22 protein-coding genes are annotated in these 22949 nt (G+C 69.8%); 9 read left to right on the forward strand and 13 right to left on the reverse strand.

What is annotated here, in order from left to right; all coding sequences use genetic code 11:
- Positions 1 to 219: 219 nt before the first annotated feature.
- Complete coding sequence (gene hspQ, locus ASF53_RS17490) at positions 220 to 558, reverse strand: heat shock protein HspQ (protein WP_056201993.1); 339 nt, start codon at positions 556 to 558, stop codon at positions 220 to 222.
- Between the two features lie 59 nt (positions 559 to 617).
- Positions 618 to 1667 (reverse strand): HpcH/HpaI aldolase/citrate lyase family protein, encoded by a 1050-nt coding sequence (locus ASF53_RS17495; RefSeq protein ID WP_056201226.1) that lies wholly within the window; start codon positions 1665 to 1667, stop codon positions 618 to 620.
- Positions 1668 to 2348: 681 nt separating this feature from the next.
- Here ASF53_RS17495 and ASF53_RS17500 point away from each other — a divergent pair.
- On the forward strand, positions 2349 to 3707 hold the full coding sequence (locus tag ASF53_RS17500) for a patatin-like phospholipase family protein (protein ID WP_056201231.1): 1359 nt from the start codon (positions 2349 to 2351) through the stop codon (positions 3705 to 3707).
- 130 nt (positions 3708 to 3837) lie between these two features.
- Here ASF53_RS17500 and ASF53_RS17505 read toward each other — a convergent pair whose 3' ends face one another.
- Both ASF53_RS17505 and ASF53_RS17510 read right to left on the reverse strand, forming a co-directional pair.
- On the reverse strand, positions 3838 to 4392 hold the full coding sequence (locus tag ASF53_RS17505) for a winged helix-turn-helix domain-containing protein (protein ID WP_056201234.1): 555 nt from the start codon (positions 4390 to 4392) through the stop codon (positions 3838 to 3840).
- Between the two features lie 464 nt (positions 4393 to 4856).
- Entirely contained in the window at positions 4857 to 5954 is a 1098-nt protein-coding gene (locus ASF53_RS17510; RefSeq protein ID WP_056201237.1) for a replication protein RepA, read from the reverse strand.
- A gap of 766 nt (positions 5955 to 6720) precedes the next feature.
- Here ASF53_RS17510 and mazG point away from each other — a divergent pair.
- A complete protein-coding gene (gene mazG / locus ASF53_RS17515; protein ID WP_056201240.1) occupies positions 6721 to 7551 on the forward strand; it encodes a nucleoside triphosphate pyrophosphohydrolase in 831 nt (276 codons plus the stop codon).
- Between the two features lie 139 nt (positions 7552 to 7690).
- On the opposite strand, the gene ASF53_RS26355 is transcribed toward mazG, so the two are convergent.
- The 4 genes from ASF53_RS26355 to rimO form a co-directional block, all read right to left on the reverse strand.
- On the reverse strand, positions 7691 to 7858 hold the full coding sequence (locus ASF53_RS26355; RefSeq protein ID WP_200943269.1) for a hypothetical protein: 168 nt from the start codon (positions 7856 to 7858) through the stop codon (positions 7691 to 7693).
- A gap of 112 nt (positions 7859 to 7970) precedes the next feature.
- Entirely contained in the window at positions 7971 to 8372 is a 402-nt protein-coding gene (locus ASF53_RS17520; RefSeq protein WP_056201242.1) for a DoxX family protein, read from the reverse strand.
- Positions 8373 to 8403: 31 nt separating this feature from the next.
- Positions 8404 to 8589 (reverse strand): hypothetical protein, encoded by a 186-nt coding sequence (locus tag ASF53_RS17525; protein WP_056201245.1) that lies wholly within the window; start codon positions 8587 to 8589, stop codon positions 8404 to 8406.
- A gap of 73 nt (positions 8590 to 8662) precedes the next feature.
- Positions 8663 to 10009: a 30S ribosomal protein S12 methylthiotransferase RimO gene (gene rimO, locus ASF53_RS17530; RefSeq protein WP_056201248.1), complete on the reverse strand. Its 1347-nt coding sequence runs from the start codon at positions 10007 to 10009 to the stop codon at positions 8663 to 8665.
- 452 nt (positions 10010 to 10461) lie between these two features.
- Here rimO and pabB point away from each other — a divergent pair, with 452 nt between their 5' ends.
- From pabB to ASF53_RS17545, 3 genes are read left to right on the forward strand one after another with little or no spacing between them, the layout of a single operon-like run.
- Positions 10462 to 11862: an aminodeoxychorismate synthase component I gene (pabB, locus tag ASF53_RS17535; RefSeq protein ID WP_056201252.1), complete on the forward strand. Its 1401-nt coding sequence runs from the start codon at positions 10462 to 10464 to the stop codon at positions 11860 to 11862.
- Entirely contained in the window at positions 11859 to 12488 is a 630-nt protein-coding gene (locus tag ASF53_RS17540; protein WP_056201256.1) for an anthranilate synthase component II, read from the forward strand. Before pabB ends, ASF53_RS17540 begins: the two co-directional genes overlap by 4 nt.
- Positions 12475 to 13332, forward strand: coding sequence for an aminotransferase class IV (locus tag ASF53_RS17545; RefSeq protein ID WP_056201259.1), 858 nt, complete (start codon positions 12475 to 12477; stop codon positions 13330 to 13332). The genes ASF53_RS17540 and ASF53_RS17545 overlap by 14 nt, the downstream gene beginning before the upstream one ends.
- Before the next feature lie 10 nt (positions 13333 to 13342).
- Here ASF53_RS17545 and pncA read toward each other — a convergent pair whose 3' ends face one another.
- The 4 genes from pncA to ASF53_RS17565 all read right to left on the reverse strand — a co-directional run bounded on the left by pncA (position 13343) and on the right by ASF53_RS17565 (position 15628).
- Entirely contained in the window at positions 13343 to 13969 is a 627-nt protein-coding gene (gene pncA / locus ASF53_RS17550) for a bifunctional nicotinamidase/pyrazinamidase (protein WP_056201262.1), read from the reverse strand.
- An 83-nt stretch (positions 13970 to 14052) separates the two neighbouring features.
- Positions 14053 to 15024, reverse strand: coding sequence for a quinone oxidoreductase family protein (locus tag ASF53_RS17555; RefSeq protein WP_056201265.1), 972 nt, complete (start codon positions 15022 to 15024; stop codon positions 14053 to 14055).
- A gap of 176 nt (positions 15025 to 15200) precedes the next feature.
- Complete coding sequence (locus ASF53_RS17560) at positions 15201 to 15428, reverse strand: hypothetical protein (RefSeq protein WP_056201271.1); 228 nt, start codon at positions 15426 to 15428, stop codon at positions 15201 to 15203.
- Entirely contained in the window at positions 15425 to 15628 is a 204-nt protein-coding gene (locus ASF53_RS17565) for a hypothetical protein (RefSeq protein ID WP_056201275.1), read from the reverse strand. The genes ASF53_RS17560 and ASF53_RS17565 overlap by 4 nt, the downstream gene beginning before the upstream one ends.
- A 385-nt stretch (positions 15629 to 16013) precedes the next feature.
- On the opposite strand from ASF53_RS17565, the gene ASF53_RS17575 reads away from it, so the two are divergent.
- A complete protein-coding gene (locus tag ASF53_RS17575; protein ID WP_056201281.1) occupies positions 16014 to 17252 on the forward strand; it encodes an FAD-dependent monooxygenase in 1239 nt (412 codons plus the stop codon).
- A gap of 55 nt (positions 17253 to 17307) precedes the next feature.
- Here the strand turns inward: ASF53_RS17575 and ASF53_RS17580 are convergent, their stop codons facing one another.
- Complete coding sequence (locus ASF53_RS17580; RefSeq protein ID WP_056201286.1) at positions 17308 to 17760, reverse strand: DUF488 domain-containing protein; 453 nt, start codon at positions 17758 to 17760, stop codon at positions 17308 to 17310.
- Positions 17761 to 17957: 197 nt separating this feature from the next.
- Here ASF53_RS17580 and ASF53_RS17585 point away from each other — a divergent pair, with 197 nt between their 5' ends.
- The 3 genes from ASF53_RS17585 to ASF53_RS17595 all read left to right on the forward strand — a co-directional run bounded on the left by ASF53_RS17585 (position 17958) and on the right by ASF53_RS17595 (position 22848).
- Positions 17958 to 18809 (forward strand): glycoside hydrolase family 25 protein, encoded by an 852-nt coding sequence (locus tag ASF53_RS17585; protein ID WP_056201290.1) that lies wholly within the window; start codon positions 17958 to 17960, stop codon positions 18807 to 18809.
- Positions 18810 to 19074: 265 nt separating this feature from the next.
- Positions 19075 to 19836 (forward strand): Crp/Fnr family transcriptional regulator, encoded by a 762-nt coding sequence (locus ASF53_RS17590; protein WP_056201996.1) that lies wholly within the window; start codon positions 19075 to 19077, stop codon positions 19834 to 19836.
- Between the two features lie 240 nt (positions 19837 to 20076).
- Positions 20077 to 22848 carry a PAS domain S-box protein gene (locus ASF53_RS17595; protein WP_056201999.1) on the forward strand — a complete coding sequence of 924 codons (2772 nt, stop codon included), beginning with the start codon at positions 20077 to 20079 and terminating at the stop codon, positions 22846 to 22848.
- Positions 22849 to 22949: the final 101 nt, after the last annotated feature.

Here is a 22949-nt window from a genome sequence, read left to right on the forward strand (position 1 = left end):
AACAGAAGCCGTTGAACAAAGCGTTCCGCGACTTGACGCTTCAGCCCGTCACTCCAGCCACACGCGTCCGGACGATGCGAGGCGGTTGTTTTTGCATCGTCTTTTCCGAAAGCCGGCGGCCCGCCTTCGGGACGATGCGCTCACATTTTGTTGTCGCGCCGTCTGTTGCCGAGGGCCGGATCTCACCTTGCCCGGATGTCACCTGAGCGGCGGGATCGGTCAGTTCGCGTGGCCGATCCGCATGCGGTAGGCGCCGTCTGGGCTGCGCTCGAACACCTCGGGGATGCCGGCATGGCGCAGGGCCTCGCCGGAGGTGTCGGGCACGAGGTTCTGCTCCGAGACATAGGCGACGTACTCGCTGTCCGCATTCTCGGCGAGCAGGTGGTAGAAGGGCTGGTCCTTGCGCGGCCGGACGTCCTCCGGAATCGCGAGCCACCATTCCTCGGTGTTGGCGAATTCCGGGTCGACGTCGAACACCACGCCCCGGAACGGGTAGATCCGATGCCGGACCACCGCTCCGAGGCCGAATTTGGCGGTTCTCATGCTGGTCTGGGTCATGACCGATAGATAGGCCTCGCAGCCCTTCCGTTCCAACGCAGGGCCACCATTCGCGACGATCAGGGCAGATTGTAGACCTTGGCCAGGTCCGGATCCTTCTCGGCCACGAGCCGGGCGAGATCGACGATGACCTTGGCCTGCTTCCAGGTGGCGTCGTCCTGCATCTTGCCGTCGATCATCACCGCGCCGGTGCCGTCGGGCATCGCCTCGACGATGCGGGAGGCGAAGTTCACCTCGGCCGGATCGGGGGCGAACACGGTCTTGGCGAGCGCCACCTGGCTCGGATGCAGGGTCCAGGCGCCGGCGCAGCCCATCAGGAAGGCGTTGCGGAACTGCACCTCGCAGGCGGCCGAATCGGAGAAGTCGCCGAACGGGCCGTAGAACGCCTTGATGCCGTTGGCCATGCAGGCATCGACCATCTTGGCGATGGTGTAGTGCCACAGATCCTGCTGGGCGGATGCCCGCTCGGCATCGCCCTTGGGATCGGACAGGACGCGGTAATCCGGATGACCGCCGCCGACGCGGGTGGTCTTCATGCCGCGGGACGCCGCGAGATCGGCGGGCCCGAGGCTCATGCCGTGCATGCGCGGCGAGGCGGAGGCGATGGCGTCCACATTGGCCACGCCTTCCGCCGTCTCGAGGATGGCGTGGACGAGGATCGGCTTCGTCACGCCGTGGCGCGCTTCGAGCTGGGCCAGCAGCTGGTCGATGTAGTGGATGTCCCAGGGGCCTTCGACCTTGGGCACCATCACCACGTCGAGCTTCGAGCCGACCTCGGCGACGATGGTGAACAGGTCGTCGAGGATCCAGGGCGAGTTCAGGGCATTGATGCGGGTCCACAGGCCGGTGCCGGAGGCCGCGAAATCGGTGGCCTTGGCCATCGCGACGAAGCCCTTGCGCGCCGCCTCCTTCTGGTCGGCGGGGACCGCGTCCTCCAGGTTGCCGAGCACCACATCGACCGTCTTGGCGAGTTCGGGCACGCGGGCGCGGACCTTCTCGTTATGCGGCGGCACGAAGTGGATCATCCGCTCGAGCTTGATCGGCAGTTCGCGGAACGGCTCGGGGGCACCCGCGGCAAGCGGCTGGAAGAAGCGGCGCGGCAGTTTCATCGGCTCTCGGTCTCCGGCTTCGCGACGGGCCGTGGCGTCGGCCCTCCGCTTATGCCCTTGGCGTTAGAGCACGGCGCCCCCCGGCGTAAAGCCGACCTTGGTCCTCCCCCAGGGCGATCGCTTGAGCGATCACCCCGGTCTTCTTCCGGCCTCAAGCGCCGGCGGTCGCCTCCGCGGACAGTCTCGGTTCCTTGGGCTGCCGCTCCGCTCGATGCTGTCCGGGGCTCACACCCCGCAAAGCCCGCTCCGCGCGGCGCTCTTCGCGCCGCGAAGCCACCAAGCGGCTTCGAGCGATGGCCCTGGGTTTCCCCCTGGCGCTGTGATCGGCCCCGAGGAACGCGCGCTCCCCGATCCGGCGGATCGTGCGCCCGCGCACGGCACAGACTCGCTCCCGCAGCGGCCCCAGGCCGATCCGCTCGTGGACTATCCGAAAGTGAAGATTGCGCTGCGAGCCAAATCGTCCGACACTTCCCGAGTTATCGAAAGTCTTCATCAAGGTCTTTCTCGTTTTCGCTTCTTCCGCCCGGATGCCAGGACCGGCGGCAAGGGTGCGCGCGGGACGAGCGAAACGGCAAAGCTTGCCCGGCGCAGCATTCGGCGCGGCGCGGACGGAACGGACCGCCGCGACCCGTGTTTTCCGGCCGAGGCGGGCTGTCGAACAGCGTCGGGAGACGTAGGTCGATGCCAAAACTGTTCAACGAACCGATCATGCAGACATTTCCCTCCGGCCCGCGCAGGGGCGGGGCCCTGGCCGGCCTGCTGCTGGCGCTCACTCTGTCGCAGGGGGCTCTGGCCGGGCCGGCGGCGAAGAAGCCCGCCGACGCGAGGCCGGACTACACCGCCGCCCAGGCTGCGACCGCGCAGCCCGAGGGCCTGCCTGCCTCGGTGCGGATCGCGGGCGACGACACGCGTGCGTTCCAGTCCCTGATCGACGGGGCGCCCCGCGCCGCCGATCCCTGGCTGGTGCTCTCCGGCGGCGGCGAGAACGGCGCCTTTGCCGCCGGCCTGTTGGCGGGCTGGTCGGAGCGCGGCGACCGCCCCGAATTCGGCGTCGTCACCGGCGTTTCGACCGGCGCGCTGATCGCCCCCTTCGCCTTCGCGGCGCCGACGCTCGGCGACAAGGCCGACGCGGCGCTTCGCGCGAACTACACCGAAATCTCGGCGGCCGACGTGTTCGAGTTCGGGGGCACGCCGGATTCGCTCACCGACACCTGGCCGCTCAAGGAGCGGATCGGGCGCGCGGTGACGCCGGCCCTGCTCAAGGCGGTGGCGGCCGAGCACGCCAAGGGCCGCCGTCTGCTGATCGCCACGACGCAGGTGGACAGCGAGCGGCCGGTGCTGTGGGACATGGGCGCGATCGCCCAGCGCAACGCCGAGACCGGTGACCCGCGGGCGCTGGCCCTGTTCCGCTCGATCGTGCTCGCCTCGACGGCGGTGCCCGGCGTCTTCCCGCCGGTGGCGATCCCCGCCGAAGCCCAGGACGGGGCCAAAGACGGGACCAAGACCAAGCCCTTCGCGGAGCTGCACGACGATGGCGGGGCGATGGCTCCGTTCTACCTCGCGCCGGCCGCCGCCCTGGAGGGGGAGGCGCGGCTGCGCCTGCCGACGAACCGGGTCTACCTCGTCGTCAACAACCGGCTCGAACCGGAATTCCAGATGGCCTCGCGCACCACGCTCTCGGTGCTCGGCCGGACCATGTCGGCGGCGATCAAGGCGCAGACCCGCGCGGCGCTCGCGCTCACCAAGGGCTATGCCGCGCGCACCGGCCTGGATCTCCGGATCGCCCTCATCGACGGGCGCTTCGCCAAGACCTCGGAGAAGCCGTTCGACCAGCCCTACATGAAGGCGCTGTTCGCCCACGGCGAGGCTCTGGCCCGCGACGGCAGCGCCTTCGCGCAGGCCCATCCGCCCGCCACGGCCCAGGGCCCGGATCTTGGCACGGGGCTTGGCCGGGATGGTGGCCGAGATCTTGGCCCGAACCTCGGCCTGGACCGGCACGAGGCGGCGGAATCGACCGGCTCCGTCGCGGCCTCGCACTGAGACGGCGCGGGATCGACGGCGCTCCTTCGGACGGGGCCGTCGATCCCGCAGAAGGACATCGGACAGGGTTCAGAGGCGGCTCCAAGCGGGCCGCCTCTTCGTGTTTTCCGGGCGCGCCGCCGACCCCTGTCTACGCCTCTTCCGCATCGGCCGGGGCGTAGACGGCCTCGCCCAGGCGCTTGAGCGGACCGCCGGGGCCGGAGCGCTTCCAGAGCCGGGTGTTGAGCGCCGCCACCGGATCCTGCCCCGGCAGGGAAAAGCCCTGCTCGGTGATGCGCGCCAGAATCTCGCTCGCATGCATCGGGCGGCCCGCCTCCTCCAGCACGGCGAGCACCGCCTCGATCACCGCCCGGCCATAGCGGCGGGCGAGCACCGTCTCCGACAGGCCGGCCTCCCCCTCGACCGGCGCGGGGACAGCCGGCGCCGGAGGTTTCTCGGGCGCTGCGGAGGGCGGGGCCGGAGGGGGGGCGACCGGCGCCTGAGCCGGTTGCGGCGTGGGCTCCGGAACGGGGATGGGGGCGTCCGCTCGTCCATCCGCGCCCGGCGAGGCCGGAGCGGCCGGGCCGCCGAGGCGTCGGCCGAGCTCAAGGTAGAGCAAAAGGTCGGCGATCTGCCGCTCAATCGCGTCACGCTGCCGACGCAGCGCCTCCAGCCGCGCCAGAGCCTCAGCTTCCGACAGGACCATGCCGGCCCTCCTCATCGCTCATTCCCAACGAGGGGAATTTCTTGGAATGGAGGATGCCACGGAATGGACGAAAAGGCGAGTTCTTTATATTCCATCAGAGGCGTTCCCTGATTGGAATACGGAATGGAAGGGGCGCAGTTTTCCGGGGCCGGGCCATCGCTCCTCGTGCTGCGTCGCCGAGCGAATGCGCGACCTCAAAGTCGGCGGGAATGGCCGATCGCGGAGAAGCTCTCTGTGGTAAGGCGCGCCGCGGCTTGCTTCGAGGCGGCGATCGCAACACCTCGGCAACAAGAGCCTTCCGCGTGTCGGAATAGGCGGGCCATACAGCCCTGCAGACGGAATGAACCGTTCCCAATCCGGGAGGCTGTCAGCTTCCTTATCGGAAGCTTGGAATATTCCGTATTACTACCGTCGCCAAGGCGGACATACGGAATATTCCAATTCGAATGTCTCGAAAAATTCCGTCAGGCGCGGGCCGCGGTTGCCGTCGCGCGCGCGGTGCGGGCGGCTTTGGGCGGCACCAGCAGGCTGCCGGGATCGGCCGGGTGGAGCAGCATGCCGCCCTCGTCGAGGTCGATCCGCAGCCGCGGAAACACCTCGAGCAGGCCGGCGAGATCCGCCTTGAAGGCCTGGCGGAAGCTGCGCAGGCTGGCATTCTCGGCGCCGAACTGGCGGTGCAGGTTGTCCCAGGTCAGCCGCAGGGGGCGCTGCAGGGCGCGCAGGCGGTAGCCGGTCCAGAACAGGAGGTCGAGCTTGCGCGCCGAGCCGGAGAAGGCCCGCGCGGCGCGGATATCGACCGGCAGGGCGTGCCGGATCAGGCTGTCGTAGAAATCCTGATGGAACGAGACGGTGCGCTGCCAGACGAGGCCGTCATCGCCGCGCCGCCAGAGTTCGAGCTGGCGGAAGGGCGGCACGTTGAGGGTCGAGGCCTGCCCCTCCCCGTCCCACAGGCCGAGCTGCATCGAGCAGGCGGCGAGCCGGTTGAGCTGTTCCTTGAAGGCGCCGATGGTGCCGCGCTCGCCGCCGGTGACGGCGAATCCCATGGCTTTCATGAAGCCCGAGAGGCTGTCGGCGACCTCGATGACGGGGCTCCTCTGGCGCACCGCCTCGGTGCAGAGATGCAGGAGCACCAGCCGGGCCTTGGGGCCGTAGGGCAGGCCCTGCAGCTCCATCTCGCCGGTGATCGGGTTCTTGAGGCGCCCCGCCGAGAGGCTGAGCGAGTTGCGGCCGTATTCCCGCACGAAGTCGCGGGCATCGCCGGGATCGCGGTAGGGCAGGCCGCAGAGCGCCAGCACCGAGTGCAGGTGCTGGAGATTTTCCGGGCCGGTGGGCTCGCTCTCGATCACCTCGCGCACGGCGTCGCGGCGGCGGCGGTCGCGGCCCATGGCCTCGCGGGCCTCGGCCTGCGCCCCCTCCTGTACCCGAGCGGCATCGCGCTCACGCTGGCGGAACAGCAGGTGCTCGACGATCGGCGCGAACAGGAACCCGCCCCGCGCCGCCTCCAGCTCCGCCTGCAGATCCGGGTCACGGATCGCGGCGATCTTGGCCTCAAGCCCCGACATCGCCTGCCCTCAAAGCCTCCCGCTGCGTGTCACGTCGTGTTCGCCTTCATCCCAGCCTCGGGCTCCGGACGGAATCGCCGGAAGCCCCCTCAGGGCCGCAACCGATCTGTCGCGATTCGGCTCCGCGGAGTCCCGTGGCCTTTCGGAGTTTTCCCGGGAATCCACGCTTCGGCTCCCGAGTCCTGCACAGGCACGTCGTCCGCGGTTCGAAGACGGGCGGATTCCGGGCACGCAGAGTTCCATACGCCCGCCGGCCGGCCCGAATCCGCCTGCGCAGAGTTCAATACGCCCCCCTGGATCCCCTGGTCCCGGACTTGTCCCCGCTCTTCCCCGGCCAAACCGGTTTTGCACGCTGAATCCGGTACGGGCTCACGCAGAATCCGATGCGACAGGCCCCGTCCCCCGCGCAGAATCCGATGCAGGGCCGCGCAGAGTTCGATGCGGTTTCGCGCAGAGTTCGATGCGCAAAGTGGTCTCAAGCCACGAGCGGATCACGGCTTTTCCGCCTCCCCTATAACCTGCTGAACTGACTCCCTGAGAATCCTTAACAGATAGCTTTCCTAGGGAAGGTAGAGCTGCGTTCGCCAAACCGAACGACGGCTTTTTCTCTTCTTTTCAAAAGGAATACACGGAATTTTGCACAGGCTGTGCCCCTCCTCTCCCCGATCGTGAGCCCGCAAAGCGGCGCTGCGCGGCAGCCTCGGACGGTCTATGAGCGGGGGCTTGGCGGAGGCTGGGCTTCCGGCGGAATGGGGCGATAAGAGCGATGGACGAGGCGCCGATCGACAGGCTGCGGGCGCTGATGGCGCGGTTACGCGATCCGGAACGGGGCTGCGCCTGGGACGTGCAGCAGAGCTATGCCAGCATCGTCCCCTACACGATCGAGGAGGCCTACGAGGTCGCCGACGCGGTCGAGCGCGGCGACCGGGCCGACCTGCGCGACGAACTCGGCGACCTGCTGCTCCAGGTCGTGTTCCAGGCGCGGATCGCCGAGGAGGAGAGTGCCTTCCGCTTCGACGACGTCGCCGAGGCGATCTGCGCCAAGCTGATCCGGCGTCACCCGCACGTCTTCGACGCGTCCGGTGAGTTCCTGCCGCCTGAGCGGCGTCCGACCGACCCGGCCGCGATCAAGGCGGCCTGGGAGACGATCAAGGCGCAGGAGCGCGCGGAGAAGGCGGCGGCCGGCACATCTGAGGCTGCGGGACCGCTGGCCGGGGTCTCGCGCGCCCTCCCCGCCCTCGCCCGGGCCGACCGGATCTCGAAGCGGGCGGCCGGCGTCGGCTTCGACTGGCCGGACGCGGCCCAGGTCTTGGCCAAGGTGCGTGAGGAGACCGACGAGGTCGAGGAGAGCTTGGAGAAGGGCGAGCCGGAGGCGGTGTTCGAGGAGATCGGCGACCTGCTGTTCTCGGTCGCCAACCTCGCCCGTCACGCGGGCGTCGATCCGGAAGAGGCGCTGCGGCGCGGCACCCTCAAATTCGAGCGCCGCTTCACCGCCATGGCCGCCCGGCTCGCCGCTGAGGGCCACATTCTGGAAGACACCGCCCTCCCCGCCATGGAAGCGGCCTGGCAGGCGGTCAAGCGCGACGAGAAGACATAAGATTCGGGGGATCCCAAAGGGCCTCAGGCCCTTTGGCGGGTTGTTAGGGCGGAGCCCTGACGTCGGCGGAGCCGATTTGCAGGGCCCTGCCCTGCACCCGCGAAAGGACTCGTCCTTTCGAAACCATGACTATGAAGGCTCAGCCCTTCGCCCGCGGGCTGCCCTTCTTCGCGGGCTTCGGCTCCGGCGCCTTCGGCTTCAGGCGCTCGACGATCTGCTCGAGGGCGCGCTCGACCGCCGCCTGCTCCGGCGGTGCGGCACCGTCTTGCGGGCGGTTCGTCCGGTTCGAATCGCGGCTCTTCGGCATGGCAGCGAGCCTAGGCAGGGTTACGCGCCGAAGACCACCGGTTGAGCCGCGTCCGATACCGTGCCGGTGCTGTTTTCCTCAGCGAAAAGCCTTTTGCGCCCTCGAATTAATCTTAACGGAGTATCCCGGTATCGCCGGCTCTTCGGGCCGTGAACGGCCAATCGATAGCGTGCACGGCGTAGAGAGCCCACCACACCATCACCGGCTGAAGCGCGAGGCGGGGGCCGTGATACCACCACGTATCGGGGATCGGCGGCACGGCGATGCCCTCGAACGCCTGCTTGATGTTGGCCGGGAACACGCAAACCGCGTAGAGCGCCAGCATGATGCCGGCGAGCCGCCGGAGCCGCGGCACGAACAGCGCCAGCGCGCCGGCGATCTCGCACAGGCCGGTGCCGATCACCACGAGGCGGGGCGCGGGCACCCAGCCCGGCATGATCGGCAGGAAGCGCTCGGTCGCCACGAGGTGGACGACGCCGATGAAGCCGTAGAGGCCGGTCAGGCCGGAGCGCAGCCAGCGGCGATCGTCGCGCGTCTCAGATCCGTCAGGCAGACCGGTCGTCCTCGGAGCCCGTCTTGCGCTCCCCCGACGGGGAATTGCCGCGCGCGGCCTCCTCGGCCTCGGTGCCGGCCCGCTCCATCGGCCCTTCCTGCGACTTCAGCTTGCCCGTCGCCGGGTCCTTGGGCGAGACCGCGGCCCCGCTGCTCTGGTCGCGCTGTTCGTCCGCCATGCTTATAGCCTCGTCTTCCGCGTGGAGTCGTGACGGGGCAACGTGCGGCGGGCGGGGCGGTTCGCGTCCCGTCCTATACCGCGATGCCGTGCAGATCGTAGGCGTCGGCCCGCTCGATCTTCACGGTGACGATGTCGCCGGGCCGCACAGGACGGCGCGAGGTGACGTGGACGCTGCCGTCGATCTCCGGCGCGTCGGCCTTGGAGCGGCCCCGCGCCCCGGTCGGGCCCGCCTCGTCGATGATGACCGACAAGCGCTTGCCCACCTTCGCCCGCTGCAGGCGCAGCGAGACGTGGCTCTGCGCCTCCATGAAGCGGCGCTTGCGCTCGGCCTTCACCTCCGGCGGCACCAGCAGGCCGAGATCGTTGGCGGTGGCGCCGCGGACCGGCTCGTACTCGAAGCAGCCGACGCGCTCGAGCCGTGCCTCGCGAATCCAATCGAGCAGTTCCTCGAACTCGGCATCGGTCTCGCCGGGGAAGCCGACGATGAAGGTCGAGCGGATGGCGAGATCCGGGCAGATCTCGCGCCAGCGCCGGATGCGGTCGAGCTGCTTCTCCTGGTTGCCTGGCCGGCGCATGCGCTTGAGCACCGAGGGGCTCGCGTGCTGGAGCGGCATGTCGAGATAAGGAAGGATCTTGCCCTCGGCCATCAGCGGGATGACCTCGTCGACATGCGGGTAGGGGTAGACGTAGTGCAGCCGCACCCAGGCCCCGAGCTCGCCGAGTTCCTTGGCCAGATCGTAGAACCGGGCGCGCACCTCCCGGTCTTGCCACGGGCTCGTGGCGTAGCGGGTGTCGATGCCGTAGGCGGAGGTGTCCTGCGAGACGACCAGCAATTCCTTCACGCCGGCTTTGACGAGCTTTTCGGCCTCGCGCAGCACGTCGCCCGCCGGGCGGCTGACGAGATCGCCGCGCAAGCTCGGGATGATGCAGAAGGTGCAGCGGTTGTTGCAGCCCTCAGAAATCTTCAGATAGGCGTAGTGGCGCGGGGTGAGCTTGACCCCCTGCGGCGGGATCAGGTCGAGGAACGGATCGTGGGCGGGCGGCACCGCCTCGTGCACGGCAGCGACCACCGACTCGTAGGCCTGGGGGCCGGTGACGGCGAGCAGGTTCGGATATTTCTCGCGAATCTCTTCCGGCTGCGCGCCCATGCAGCCGGTGACGATCACCCGGCCGTTCTCGGCCATGGCCTCGCCGATCGCCTGGAGCGACTCGGCCTTGGCGGAATCGAGGAAGCCGCAGGTGTTGACGATGACGACATCCGCCCCGTCATGGCGGCGCGACAGCTCGTAGCCCTCGGCGCGCAGATGGGTGAGGATGCGCTCGGAATCGACGAGCGCCTTGGGGCAGCCCAGCGACACGAACGAAATCCGCGGCGCGGCGGCGCCCTTGGTGTCCGAGGGAGAGGCGGTTGCGGTCATGACGGCCCGTTGGGGCGGCCCTCCGAAACGGAGGCCCGCGCGTCCTGCATCGAGAGCGGTGGATGCGCCGATATAACGGCATTGGGGCGCTGTTGCGAGCGTAGCCGGTCGCTTCCCGTTTGCCGCACCGCGAGGCTGGCCATCGTCGCGGGGCCCAGATCGCTTCGCCGGCGCTCACGATCACGGCGTTAGCGGCCCGAACCATCGCTGCGCCGCGTCAGCCGGAGCGGTCCAGCGTCACGGCCCGCACGGGATTGGTCGAGGCGCTGTAACCTTGTTTTTTTCAGAGAAAATCATTTTTAACGAGAGGTTTGGAAGGCTCTGCTGAGAAACTGGATCAGCTCTACGCGCGGCGCTGGCGCATACCCCGCCCGCGAGGCCGGAACGCGGGGGCGATTGACGGGAGGGTGCCGCGCGCCCTTGGGTGAATCCCAATGAGCGCCGCACGAGGCATGACGGCCGAGCCCATGGTCTGGACCCGCGAGATCCCCTTCATCGACCCGGTCGCGGCCGCGGCGCGGCTCGCCCGGTTGCCTGGGCTCGCCTTTCTCGACAGCGCCATGCACCACGAGACGCTGGGCCGCGTCTCGGTGCTGGCTGCCGACCCGTTCGCCCGGTTCCGCTATCGCGACGGCCGCGCCACGCTGGACGGGCACGCGGTGCCCGGCGCGCCCATCGCGGCGTTGCGGGCCTGCCTCGCGCCCTACCATCTAGCGCCCCGCCCCGACCTGCCGGCCTTTCCGGGGGCGATCGGCTACTTCGCCTACGATCTCGGCGCGAGCCTGGAGCGAGTCGCGACTCCGGCACGCCGGGCGGGGCTCACCAACGACATCGCCTTCAACCTCTACGATACCCTGCTCGCCGTCGATCACAGCCGCCGCACCTGCCTGCTGATCGCCACCGGCTTTCCCGAGACCGATCCCCTCGCTCGGGAAGCGCGCGCGAAAGAACGGCTCGACAGCTTCGCGACTCTCCTCGCCGCGCCGTCCGAGCCGCTGCCGAAATGGACGGGCGCCGGGCTCACATGGCGCTCGAACTTCTCTCGGCAAAGCTATGAGAATGCTGTCGAAAAGGTGCGCGACTACATCCGTGCCGGCGACATCTACCAGGCCAACATCGCCCAGCGTTTTTCCGCCGACCTGCCGCCGGGTTTCGACCCGTTCGCCTTCTACCGGCGGCTTCGCGAAACCAACCCGGCGACCTTCGGCGCCTATCTCGATTTCGACGGGCTCACCGTCGCCTCCTCCTCGCCCGAGCGCTTCCTCAAGTTGGAGGGGCGGGCGGTCGAGACCCGGCCGATCAAGGGCACCGTAGCCCGCGATCCCGATCCCGCCCGCGATGCCGCGATCGCCGCCGCGCTCCAGGCCAATCCGAAGGAGCGGGCCGAGAACATCATGATCGTGGACCTGCTGCGCAACGACCTGTCGCGGGTATGCGAGCCCGGCAGCGTGCGGGTGCCGACCCTGTGCGGGCTGGAATCCTATGCCGGCATCCACCATCTCGTCTCCGTGGTGACGGGCACGCTGCGCGCGGGTTCGGATGCCCTCGACCTCATCCAGAAAACCTTTCCCGGGGGCTCGATCACCGGCGCGCCGAAGCTCAGGGCCATGGACATCATCACCGAGATCGAGACGGATGCGCGCGAGCTCTATTGCGGGGCGATCGGCGCGCTCGGCTTCGACGGATCGCTCGATACCTCGATCGCGATCCGCACCGTGTTCATGGCGGAGGGGCAGGCCGTGCTCCAGGCGGGCGGCGGCGTGACGCTGCTCTCCGAGCCCGGCCCCGAATACGAGGAGACGCTGACCAAGGCGGCCCGCGTCTTCGCGGCCTTCGAGGAGGTGGCGCCATGATCCTCGTCGTCGACAACTACGATTCCTTCGTCTTCAACGTGGTGCGCTACTTCGAGGAGTTGGGCGAGACCGTCGAGGTCGTGCGCAACGACGCGCTCGACGTGGCCGGCATCCGCGCGCGGAACCCCGAGGCGGTGGTGATCTCGCCCGGCCCCTGCACCCCGGCGGAGGCCGGCGTGAGCCTGCCGGCCATCCGCGAATTGTCCGGCGAGGTGCCGATCCTCGGCGTCTGCCTCGGCCACCAGGCGATCGGCGCGGCCTTCGGCGGCCGGGTCGAGCGGGCGGGCCGCCCGCTCCACGGCCACGCCACGCCGATCCGGCACGGGGGCGAGCGGCTGTTCGCCGGGCTGCCGCAGCCGATGCAGGTCGGGCGCTACCACTCGCTGATCGTGGCGCCGACCCCGGAAATGGAGCGCCACCTCACGGTCGATGCCGCCTCCGGGGAGGGCGAGGTGATGGCGCTGTCGCACCGGACGCATCCGACCTGGGGCATCCAGTTCCACCCGGAATCGGTGCTGACCGAGAACGGCCACGCGCTGTTTTCCAACTTCCTGAAGGGCGCCCGCGCGTGGCGGGCGGCGGGCGCGTCGGAGCGGACGGACAGGCTCGCCGATGCTGTGGTCTAACGGGCGGCTGGTCGAGGGTGGCACCCTCCCCTTCGCCATGGGGGACCGTGGCCTGCTGCTCGGCGACGGCGTGTTCGACACCGCCCTCGCGATTCAGGGACAGGTCGCCTTCGAGGCCGCCCATGTCGCCCGCCTCGTCGCCGCGGCGGAGGCGCTTGGTTTCGCGATTGCGCCGGAGCGGATCGTCGAGGCGATGCGGGCGCTGGCCGGCACCGCGCCGCTCGCGGCGATCCGCACCACGCTGACCCGCGGCCCCGGCCCGCGCGGGCTGGCGCCCCCGCCCGAGCCGAACCCGTTCCTGTTCGGCAGCGCCGCGCCGGCCCGCGCCGCCCTGTTCTTCGCGCCGCTGCGGCTCACCCTCACGGAGATCGCCCGCAACGAGACCTCGCCTGCTGCGCGCCTCAAGACGCTGGGCTATCTCGACGCGGTGCTCGCTGCCCGTGCGGCGCAGGCGCAAGGCTTCGACGAGGCCCTGTTCCTGAACACGCGGGGCCGCGTGGCCTGCGCCGGCACCGGCAATGTTTTTGCGGTTTTCGGAGGGACGCTCGTGACGCCGCCGCTCGAGGATGGCGTCCTGCCGGGCATCGTCCGGGCCGAGCTTCTGTCGAGGATCGCGCCGGGCCTCGGCCTCGCGGTCGAGGAGCGCCCTCTCCTGCCCCCGGAGCTGGAGGCGGCGGAGGCCCTGTTCGTCACCAACTCGCTGCGCCTGCTCGCGCCGGTGACGGCGCTCGGTGCGCATCTTTACGACAGCGCCGGGCACGGGACGGTCCGCAGACTTTGCGCGGCTTTGCGGGAGAGTGTGGCGGCGGCGTGCGGCGTCGGGGTGGACGCCCTCGACCCCTGATCCCGAAATCTCAGCCGAGCGCCGCGCTGGCGATGCGCCCGACCCCTGCCCCTTCCATCGCCGCCCAGGCGCGCGCCAGCGAACCGTCGAGATCGATGCCGCGCACGGCATCCTCGACCACGAAGACCCCGAACCCGGCGGCGCGGGCATCCAGCGCGGTCCAGAGCACGCAGAAATCGGTGGCGAGGCCGGCCAGAAACAGGCGGGTCAGGCCGCGCTCGGTGAGGTAGCCGGCCAGCCCGGTGCGGGTCCGCCGGTCCGCTTCCATGAAGGCCGAGTAGCTGTCGATGCCGGGGTGAGTACCCTTGCGGAGCACCAGTTCGGCCCGCTTTGCCCTCAGGCCCGCGGCCAGCTCGGCGCCGTGGGTGCCCTGCACGCAATGCTCCGGCCAGAGCACCTGCTCACCGTAGGGCAGGTCCGTGGTGTCGAAGGGGGCCTTGCCCGGATGGCTTCCGTGGAAGGACGCATGACCGGGCGGGTGCCAGTCCTGGGTGAGGATGATGTGAGGAACGCGCTCGGCCAGCCGGTTGACCGGGGCGAGGACGGCATCGCCGTCGGGCACGGCTAGCGCCCCACCGGGCAGAAAATCGTTCTGCACGTCGATGACGAGCAGAACGTCGGTGCTTGTGAGCATCATGGGGAAGTCCAAGGGTTCCGAGGGACAAGTCCCTCGGCGGGTCCGGGCAGAGCCCGGAATCCCTTCGTCCTAGGATGATAGGATCACGGCGTCATCACCGTCGTCCCGGTCGTCTGCCGCCCGGCGAGGTCGCGATGCACTTGCGCCGCGTCGGCGAGCTTGGCGCGGGCGTGGATCGGGATCTTCACCGCGCCACTGGCCACCACCTCGAACAGCTCGGCGGCGTTGGCGTCGAGGCGCTCGCGGGTGGCGATGTGGGTGAACAGCGTCGGGCGGGTGGCGTAGAGCGAGCCCTTGGCGGCGAGGATGCCGATGTCGAAGGCCTCGATCGCGCCAGAGGACGAACCGAAGCTTGCGAAGATGCCGAAGGGGGAGAGGCAATCGAGCGAGGCAGGGAAGGTCGCCTTGCCGACGCCGTCATAGACCACCGGCACGCCCTTGCCCCCGGTGATCTCCTTCACCCGGGCGGCGAAATCCTCGTCGCGGTAGAGGATGACGTGGTCGCAGCCGTGTTCGCGCGCCAGCTCCGCCTTCTCGGCCGAGCCGACGGTGCCGATCACGGTGGCGCCGAGATGCTTGGCCCATTGCGTGGCGATGAGCCCGACGCCGCCGGCGGCGGCGTGGAACAGGATCGTGTCGCCGGGCTGCACCCGGTAGGTCCGACGCAGCAGGTATTGGGCGGTGAGGCCTTTCAGCATCATCGCCGCGGCGGTCTCGTCGGAAATCGAATCCGGCACGTGGACGACGCCCTTCGTGTCCACGGTCACTTCCTCGGCATAGGTGCCGGTGGCGCCGGCATAGGCGACGCGCTCGCCGACGCGGAAATCGGTGACGCCCTCGCCGAGCGCATCGACCACGCCCGCGCCCTCCTTGCCGAGGGTGAAGGGGAGCGAGGGTGCCTTGTAGGCGCCGGAGCGGAAGTAGATGTCGATGAAGTTGACGCCGATGGCGGTCTGGCGAACGCGGATCTGGCCCGGCCCCGGCTCGGGCGAGGGCACGTCCTCGTAGACCATCGCCTCCGGCCCACCATAGGCGTGCACCCGGATCGCTTTCATCGCCGTCTCCCGCGTTCCCGTCTCGAACTACGGGCGAGATATCGGTCCGGCGGAGCCAGACAAGGGTTCTGCGCCGCTTATGCCCGAAGGACACCGGCTCGGAGTGCCTCACAACACGCTCGATGACCGATCGTGTGCCCTCCCGCGCAGGCCGGGGCAGCGGGCGTCTTCGCCCGTTACTCCTCCCGGACCGCGACCTGCATGCCTATGCCCGCAAGGCAGCGCTCGATGCGCTCCGTGAGGCCGGGCGTCAGTTCGCGCACATGGACGTGCAGGGTCGCGGTGTCCTCCGGACGCACGCTGACCCGATAGCGCAGGCCCTCATCCTCCATCTGACGCAGCAGGTTGGTGCTGGCCGTGGTCATCGCCGCGATGTGCTGCGCGACCAAGTCGGGCCTCATCATACGCGGCCGCGCCGCCCGCCGGCCGTGCCGGCTGGCCCGGTGGCGGCGGGGGCGTTGCTCCCGCTGCGCTGCGGCCGAATGTTCTCGACCGGCGGAAACAGCCGCGCAAGCCCGCGCGCAACGCCCGAGAGCACGGGATCGAAGGACGAATCGAGCCGTATCCGCTCGGACTCCGGCTGCGAGGTGATGAATGGCTTCATGGAACGCCCCCCTCGGACGTCAATGATGGTTCTGTCCTGGGGAGCATGCGGCGAGAGCGCGCAGTTCCCTCAACATAAGTTGGCAATGCCGGGCGCGGGGATTTGTTTCATTTCAATTTGATCCAGCCACGCTTGAACGACCGGCTGCTCTCGGACCCCGGCTTCCGGTTGGCCTCCGTCGCCGACGCTCGCCTCCGCGGGCTTGAGCTTTCGCTCCCCCTCGACGCTCTTCGCGCCGGCAAGCCGACCATGCGGCGTTGCGCAATGGCCCTGTTCGGACCCTCCGCCGCACTTGACCCGATGGCGCTCACACCTCTGTAGGAAGTCAGCCTTCGAACCTCGCTTGCGATCTTCGCTGTGAGGGCGCTTCAAGGAGTCTCCCGTCGTGACGGTCCCAGTGCAGACCTCCCCCGCCCCTTCCTCCGCTGCCGCGCCGCCGCGCTTTACCGTGGCGGTGGTGGGCGCCGGGGCGGCCGGCCTTGCCGCCGCCCTCGCGCTCGCACGCGACGGGGTGGAGACCGCGCTGGTCGGGCGTCACGCGCCGGTGGCGGACGGGCGAACCGTGGCTTTGCTGGACGGCTCGGTGCGGTTCCTGAGGGCGCTCGGCGCGTGGGCCGAGATCGCCCCGCATGCGAGCCCGCTCGCCGAACTTCAGATCGTCGACGACACCGGCAGCCTGTTCCGCCCGCCGCCCGCCCGCTTCTCGGCCGCGGAGATCGGCCTCGACGCCTTCGGCTGGAACGTCGAGAGCGCCCGCCTCGTCGAGACCCTGCGGCGGCAGGCCCGCACCACGCCGGGCCTGACCCTGTTCGAGGCGGATTCGGCCGCCATGCGCCTCGAGCAAGGCGCCGCGGTGCTGGATCTGGAGGACGGGCGCAGCCTCGCGATGCAGCTCGTCGTCGGCGCCGACGGGGGCCGCTCGCCGCTGCGGGCGGCGTCGTCCTTGCGCACTCGCGAATGGTCCTACCCGCAGGCGGCGCTCACCACCCTGCTCGCCCACGAGCGGCCCCACCGCGACATCTCCACCGAGTTCCACACCCGCAATGGGCCCTTCACCCTGGTGCCGCTCCCCGGCGGCCACCGCTCCAGCCTCGTCTGGGTCACGGCGGAGCCGGCGGCCAAGCGGCTCTCGGGCCTCGACGATTCCGATCTCGCGGCGGCGGTGGAGCATCAGGCCCGCTCGATGCTCGGCGCCATGCGGATCGACGGCCCGCGCGGGCTCGTGCCGATGCGCGGCCTCTCGGTGGAGCGGCCGGTGGCCGACCGCCTCGCCCTGATCGGCGAGGCCGCCCATGTCTTCCCGCCGATCGGGGCGCAGGGGCTCAATCTCGGTCTGCGCGATGCGGCGGCCCTGCGCGATGCGGTGTTCGCCGCCCAGGAGGCGAACCGCGATCCGGGTGCGCCGGCCTCGCTCGCGGGGTTCGCACGCACCCGCGGCGTCGATGCGCGCCTGCGCGGGGCGGCTGTGGACATGCTCAACCGCTCGCTGCTGACCGATTTCCTGCCCGTCGATGCCCTGCGGGGCCTCGGCCTCGTGGTGCTCGGCGCGATCCCGCCCCTAAGGCGGATCGTGATGCGTGAGGGGGTGCAGCCGCGCCTCGGCGCCCCGAGCCTGATGCGCTGATTCTTTTTCGGAGTTTCGGGACGGGCGCGGGATGCGCGCCCAAGTCCCTAAAAAGTCACAAAAAATCGCCGTAGAGATCGACCGTCTCGAAGCCGCGCGGGGCCAGTCGTTCGGCGAGAACGCGGCGGTGGCAGCGGGCCGGATCGCGCTCGAAACAGAGCAGGCAGATCGGTCGCTCGGCGGCGAGCTCCGCCAGGGCATCGAGGGCAAGGCCCCCGTCGGCGGTGTCGAGCACCTCTTCGCAATAGATCCGGCGCATCAGCCCGGCATCGTCGGCGCGGGCCGCCTCGCGGCCGGATTTCGGCGTGCCGAGACTGCGGAAATGCGCGTAGCCGAGCCCGGCTTCCGTGAGACCCGCCTTCAGCGCGCCCTTCGAGAAGCCGCGCTTGCGCGAGTTGGCCACCGCCCGCACGTCGGCGAGCAGGGACACGTCCGCCGCCTTCAGGGCCGCGTGCAGGCGCTCCGGGGTCAGGCCTTCGTATCCGATGGTAAACAGAGTCTTGCGCATCGCCGGCTCAGGGAAAATTCAGGATCGACAAGGTTTTAGATGGAGGCCGCCCGCGCGCCGGACAGCGTCGGCGGCGCGTATGTACCTGCGGCGCAACGCCTTCCGGAATTCCGCCGCAATGCCAGCAAAGTTCTGTTAACCGGATCAAGGGCATCGAATACCCATTGAAGTCGCACGCAAGAAGTGGCGGGCCGTCGATGTCGCTGGACACCGAAATTTCCTCAAGGCTCGCACCGGCTCCGCGCGGATGGCTCAAGCGCGGGCTCGCCGCGCTGATGCTCTCCGGGCTCGCGGCCTGCGCCGCGCAGAACGACTTCTACCCCACCAAGGGCGATGCCAAGCCCCATCCCGGCGTCGCGCGGGCCAAGGGCCACCCGATCCAGGGCATCGACATCTCGAAGTGGCAGGGGCCGATCAACTGGGCCTCGGTCAAGAGCGCGGGCACGCAGTTCGCCTATATCAAGGCGACGGAGGGCGGCGACCACGTCGACGAGCGTTTCCGCGAGAACTGGGACGGCGCGGGCCGTGCCGGCGTGCCGCGGGGCGCCTACCACTTCGTGTTCTGGTGCCGCTCGGCCGAGGACCAGATGGCGTGGTTCAAGCGCAACGTGCCGAACGATCCGACCGCCCTGCCCCCGGTGCTCGACGTGGAGTGGAATGGCCACTCGGCCAAGTGCCCGAAGAAGCTGCCCAAGGCCCAGGCGCTCTCGATGGTGCGCTACATGCTGGACGAGATGGAAGCCTATACCGGCAAGCGGCCGATCATCTACACGGACATCACTTTCCACAAGGACGTGCTGGAAGACGAGCTGCCCGACTATCCCCACTGGGTCCGCTCCACGGCGGCCGAGCCCGAGCAGCGCTACGCCAACCGCAAGTGGATGCTCTGGCAGTTCACCTCGACCGGGCGCGTGCCCGGCGTGCGCGGCGACGTCGATCGCAACGCCTTCTACGGCAGCCCGACCGAGTGGGCCTCGTTCCTCGCCACGGATTGCGATCCGCGCGAGCATCGCCGCCTGTCGAGCCAGGGCCTCTGCACCGGCAAGTAAGCGCGCAAGCGGCCGGGCCAATCGGCGTTCAAGTCGGGCGAAGCGGAGAACGGATGGAGCCGCCTGGGGCGGCTTCAGTCTTCAGTTCAACACATCCTATGTTGTGTTGTATTTTTGCACGCTTTCGTACAGGCGCGCGTGACGACTTGGCCGTCATCTTTGATTTTTTTGTGTTCAACGCTGAATATGTCTACTTGTAGACAGACTGTGCGGCAACCCTTGCGCTAGGAGCCGGCTCGGCGATCAGACGGACTTCGAGTTGTACATGCCTTCGGCCACAGAGCGCTGCTTTGAAGGCAACCTGCTCCTGAACTGTCTGAGCCCCGAGGATCGCGGCCTGCTTCTGCCCGATCTGGAGCGGCTGGATTACCAGCGCGGCGAGACCCTGTTCGCCGCTGGCCGCGAGGTGGATTTCATCACCTTCCCCCTCGAGCAGACCGTCGTCACCCTGCTGATCTCGATGATCGACGGGCGCAGCGCCGAGACCGCCACGATCGGCCGCGAGGGCGCGGTGGGGGGCGTGGTCAGCAATGGCGGCCTGCCCGCCTCGACCCATGCCCTGATCCAGATCTCCGGCCCGGTCCTGCGGATGGACTCGGTGCGGCTTCAGGAGGCCAAGCGCCGCTCGGAATCCCTGCGCAACCTGTTCACCCGCTACTCCGACTGCCTGCTCGCGCAGGTGCTGCAATCGGTCGCCTGCAACGCCCTCCATCCGATCGAGGAGCGCTGCCTGCGCTGGCTCCTGACGCTTCAGGACCGGCTCGACAGCAATGTTCTGCCGATCACCCAGGAATCGCTCGCCGCGATGCTCGGCGTGCAGCGCACCTACCTCACCCGCATCCTGCGGATGTTGCAGCAGCAGGGGCTGATCGAGGTCGGGCGCGGGCGCATCACCGTCATCAACCGGGCGGCGATCGAGGAGGTCGCCTGCGAGTGCCATGCCTGCGTCAAGCGCCATTACGAGACCGTGCTCGGCGCGGTCTACAGCCCGAGCGGGCGCCTCATTGCGATCGAGCCGCCCGAGTAGAGCCTCGTCCTGCAAGGTGGATTCCAGCTTTCGGACACAGACGATGCCCTCGGTCGCCCCCGAGCCCGGACACCTCGGATTATCCATCGGGGCGCCTGACGATTCCGGCAGGTGTCTTGTGCCCGACACGTCACCGGGGCACCATCGTGCCGGTCCGGATGGCGGGCCGCTTCAGGCGGTTCCGGAAGAAGGGCGCCGCGATCCTCCGGCTCGCCGGGTTCGTCCTTGCCGGGTCCGTCCATGAGTCGACCGCCCGACGATTTCGTCGCATCCAGTGAGGCTAGGCGGCTCGCCGCGCTGGCCCGCTACGGCATTCTCGACACGCCCGCCGAGGCCGCGTTCGACGATGCCGTGGCCTTGGCCGCCCAGATCTGCGCCACGCCGACCGCCCTCGTCAGCCTGGTGACCGGCGACCGGCAATGGTTCAAGGCGCGGCTCGGCTTCGCGCCCGGCGAGACCGGACTCGACCGCTCGGTCTGCGTTCACGCCCTGGCCGGGCGCGGGCTGCTGGTCATTCCCGATCTCGCGGCCGACCCGCGCACCTGCACCAACCCGCTGGTCACGGCCGAGCCCGGCATCCGCTTCTATGCCGGCGCCCCCCTGGTGACGCCTGAGGATGTGGCGATCGGCACCCTGTGCGTGCTCGACACCAAGCCCCGGCCGAAGGGGCTGAGCGCTGCCCAGGGCGCGGGCCTCCATGCGCTTGCCCGCACGGTGATGACGCAGCTCGAACTGCGCCGGGGCATCGCGGCCCGGAAGACCGAGGCCGCGGCCCTGGCCGACAGCGAGCTCCGTCTGCGGCTGGCGATCGAGGCGGCCGGGGCCGGTATCTTCGACCACGACCTCGTGGCGGAAACCCTCGTCTGGGACGGGCGGACCCGCGCCCTGTTCGGGGTGGGGCCGGACGAGGCCGTGAGCTATGCCGGCAGCTTCCTCGCCCACCTCCACCCCGAGGACCGGCCGCGCATCGATGCCGCCGTGCAGGCGGCCCTCGACCCCGCCGGGCCCGGCCTGTTCGATGCCAGCTACCGCACGGTGACGGAGGACGGCACGGTGATCGCCTGGGTCGCGGCCCGCGGCACCCTCGTCGTCGAACGGCATGAGGGGATCGAACGGCCGCGGCGCTTCGTCGGCACGGTGCGCGACGTCACCGCCGAGCGGATGGCGCAGGTCGCCGTCGCCGCCACCGAGGAGCGCTACCGCCTCGTCACCCGCGCCACCAACGACGCGATCTGGGACTGGGATCTCGCCGCCGATTACGTGCTGTGGAACGAGGCCCTCCAGGCCGCCTATGGCTGGGCGCCGGAGACGGTCGAGCCGACCGGCCGGTGGTGGCTCGACCACATCCACGCCGAGGATCGCCCCCGCGTCGAGGCGGATATCCGCCGCGTCATCGGCGGCGACGGCCACGATTGGCACCACGAATACCGCTTCTGCCGCGCCGACGGCGGCTATGCCGACGTGCTCGACCGCGGTTCGATGGTGCGCGGGGCCGACGGCACGCCGCTGCGCATGATCGGCGCCATGCTGGACCTGACCGAGCGCAACCGCGTCGCCGCCCAGCTCCGGGCGGTGGTCGAGGGCGCCAATGTCGGCATCGTGCAGATCGATCCGCGCACCATGGTCGCGCTGGAGGCCAACCCGAAGCTCTGCGCGATCTGGGGGGCGGAGGAATCCGACATCGTCGGGCAGTCCATTGCCAAGTGGACGCCCGAGGCGGATGCGGCGGAGCGCGACCAGCTCCACCGCCGGCTCGCCGCGGGCGAGATCGTGCGCGAGACCCTGGAGAAGCGCTACCGCCGTAAGGACGGGCGCCTGATCTGGGGCCGGGTCAACCTCGTCTCGCAGGCGCGCGGCGAGGCGATCCAGGCCACGGCGATGATCGAGGACATCACCGCGGAGAAGGCGGCCGAGGCACGCCAGACGGCGCTGATCGAACTCGGCGACAAACTGCGCGACGCCGCCGGCCCCGCCGAGATCCGCGGGATCGCGGCCCGGATCCTCAGGCGCACCCTCGACCTCTCGGGGGCGGGCTACGCGGCGCTCGATGCCACCGTCGGCGGTTTCGCGATCGGGCCTGACGGACCGGGCGGGATGGTGCGCCCCGCGCCGTTTCCGGCCCTGCTCGCGCGGCTGCGCCGCGGCGAGATCCTGGCCGTGCCCGATCTGACCGCCGAACCGGATCTCGCGCCGGATGCGGGCGGCTACGCGGCGGCCGGCGCCCGTGCGCTGGTCGGCGTGCCCTTGACGCGGCGGGGCGACCTCGTCGGCCTCGTCTATGCCCACGCCGCCGAACCCCGGAGCTGGGACGCGGGCGAGGTCGATTTCGTCCGCGAGGTGGCCGGACGGATCTCCGTGGCGCTCGCCCGCATCCAGGCCGAGGAGCAGCAGCGCTTCCTCAACCGCGAACTGAGCCACCGGCTCAAGAACACCCTGACCATGGCCCAGGCCATCGCCTCGCAGACGCTGCGCAACGCGACCGACATCGCCTCCGTGAAGGACGCGCTGGTGGCCCGGCTGGTGGCGCTCGGCAAGGCGCACGACATCCTGCTCTCGGGGGAGGGCGAGGGGGCGGCGCTGGAGGCGGTGATCGCCGGCGCGCTCACCATCCACGACGACGGCGAGCCCGGCCGCATCCACCTGTCCGGCCCGGCCCTGGAGGTCGGGCCGAAGGCGGCCCTGTCGCTGGCGCTGATGATCCACGAACTCGCCACCAATGCCGCCAAATACGGCGCCTTCTCGGTGCCGGGCGGGCGCGTCGGCGTGGACTGGACCGTCGCGCGGGCGCGTTGGCCGGAGGATGCACGGGAGGCCGAGCCGGTCATCACGATGACCTGGGTCGAGACCGGCGGGCCGCCGGTCGCCGCGCCCACCCGCAAGGGCTTCGGCTCGCGGCTGATCGAGCGCGGGTTCTCGGGCGCGGTCGGCGGCGAGACGCAGATGATCTATGCCCGCGAGGGGGTGACCTGCCGGATCAGGGCCCCCCTGCGAGGCCTTCTCGAAAAAGAATAGCGGCAAAAGCGACAGGGCGGGGCAACGAACCCGCCCGCTCGGTGCTTGTCGGCAGGACCGCCCAGGCATGCTCCCAGGCGCGCCAAGGACATCCGGGACCT

It is taken from the genome of Methylobacterium sp. Leaf123, from assembly GCF_001423405.1.
GTDB lineage: Bacteria > Pseudomonadota > Alphaproteobacteria > Rhizobiales > Beijerinckiaceae > Methylobacterium.

Excerpts from the sequence above, each read along its gene's own strand:
- ASF53_RS17580 (WP_056201286.1), bottom strand. The coding sequence starts at position 17,760 with ATGCGCAAGACTCTGTTTACCATCGGATACGAAGGCCTGACCCCGGAG.
- rimO (WP_056201248.1), bottom strand. The coding sequence starts at position 10,009 with ATGACCGCAACCGCCTCTCCCTCGGACACCAAGGGCGCCGCCGCGCCG.
- ASF53_RS26355 (WP_200943269.1), bottom strand. The coding sequence starts at position 7,858 with ATGCCGAAGAGCCGCGATTCGAACCGGACGAACCGCCCGCAAGACGGT.
- ASF53_RS17585 (WP_056201290.1), top strand. The coding sequence starts at position 17,958 with ATGTCGCTGGACACCGAAATTTCCTCAAGGCTCGCACCGGCTCCGCGC.
- ASF53_RS17560 (WP_056201271.1), bottom strand. The coding sequence starts at position 15,428 with ATGATGAGGCCCGACTTGGTCGCGCAGCACATCGCGGCGATGACCACG.
- ASF53_RS17590 (WP_056201996.1), top strand. The coding sequence starts at position 19,075 with ATGCCTTCGGCCACAGAGCGCTGCTTTGAAGGCAACCTGCTCCTGAAC.
- ASF53_RS17565 (WP_056201275.1), bottom strand. The coding sequence starts at position 15,628 with ATGAAGCCATTCATCACCTCGCAGCCGGAGTCCGAGCGGATACGGCTC.
- ASF53_RS17495 (WP_056201226.1), bottom strand. The coding sequence starts at position 1,667 with ATGAAACTGCCGCGCCGCTTCTTCCAGCCGCTTGCCGCGGGTGCCCCC.
- ASF53_RS17510 (WP_056201237.1), bottom strand. The coding sequence starts at position 5,954 with ATGTCGGGGCTTGAGGCCAAGATCGCCGCGATCCGTGACCCGGATCTG.
- ASF53_RS17595 (WP_056201999.1), top strand. The coding sequence starts at position 20,077 with ATGAGTCGACCGCCCGACGATTTCGTCGCATCCAGTGAGGCTAGGCGG.
- ASF53_RS17555 (WP_056201265.1), bottom strand. The coding sequence starts at position 15,024 with ATGAAAGCGATCCGGGTGCACGCCTATGGTGGGCCGGAGGCGATGGTC.
- ASF53_RS17525 (WP_056201245.1), bottom strand. The coding sequence starts at position 8,589 with ATGGCGGACGAACAGCGCGACCAGAGCAGCGGGGCCGCGGTCTCGCCC.
- mazG (WP_056201240.1), top strand. The coding sequence starts at position 6,721 with ATGGACGAGGCGCCGATCGACAGGCTGCGGGCGCTGATGGCGCGGTTA.
- ASF53_RS17500 (WP_056201231.1), top strand. The coding sequence starts at position 2,349 with ATGCCAAAACTGTTCAACGAACCGATCATGCAGACATTTCCCTCCGGC.
- pncA (WP_056201262.1), bottom strand. The coding sequence starts at position 13,969 with ATGATGCTCACAAGCACCGACGTTCTGCTCGTCATCGACGTGCAGAAC.
- hspQ (WP_056201993.1), bottom strand. The coding sequence starts at position 558 with ATGACCCAGACCAGCATGAGAACCGCCAAATTCGGCCTCGGAGCGGTG.
- pabB (WP_056201252.1), top strand. The coding sequence starts at position 10,462 with ATGACGGCCGAGCCCATGGTCTGGACCCGCGAGATCCCCTTCATCGAC.
- ASF53_RS17505 (WP_056201234.1), bottom strand. The coding sequence starts at position 4,392 with ATGGTCCTGTCGGAAGCTGAGGCTCTGGCGCGGCTGGAGGCGCTGCGT.
- ASF53_RS17545 (WP_056201259.1), top strand. The coding sequence starts at position 12,475 with ATGCTGTGGTCTAACGGGCGGCTGGTCGAGGGTGGCACCCTCCCCTTC.
- ASF53_RS17540 (WP_056201256.1), top strand. The coding sequence starts at position 11,859 with ATGATCCTCGTCGTCGACAACTACGATTCCTTCGTCTTCAACGTGGTG.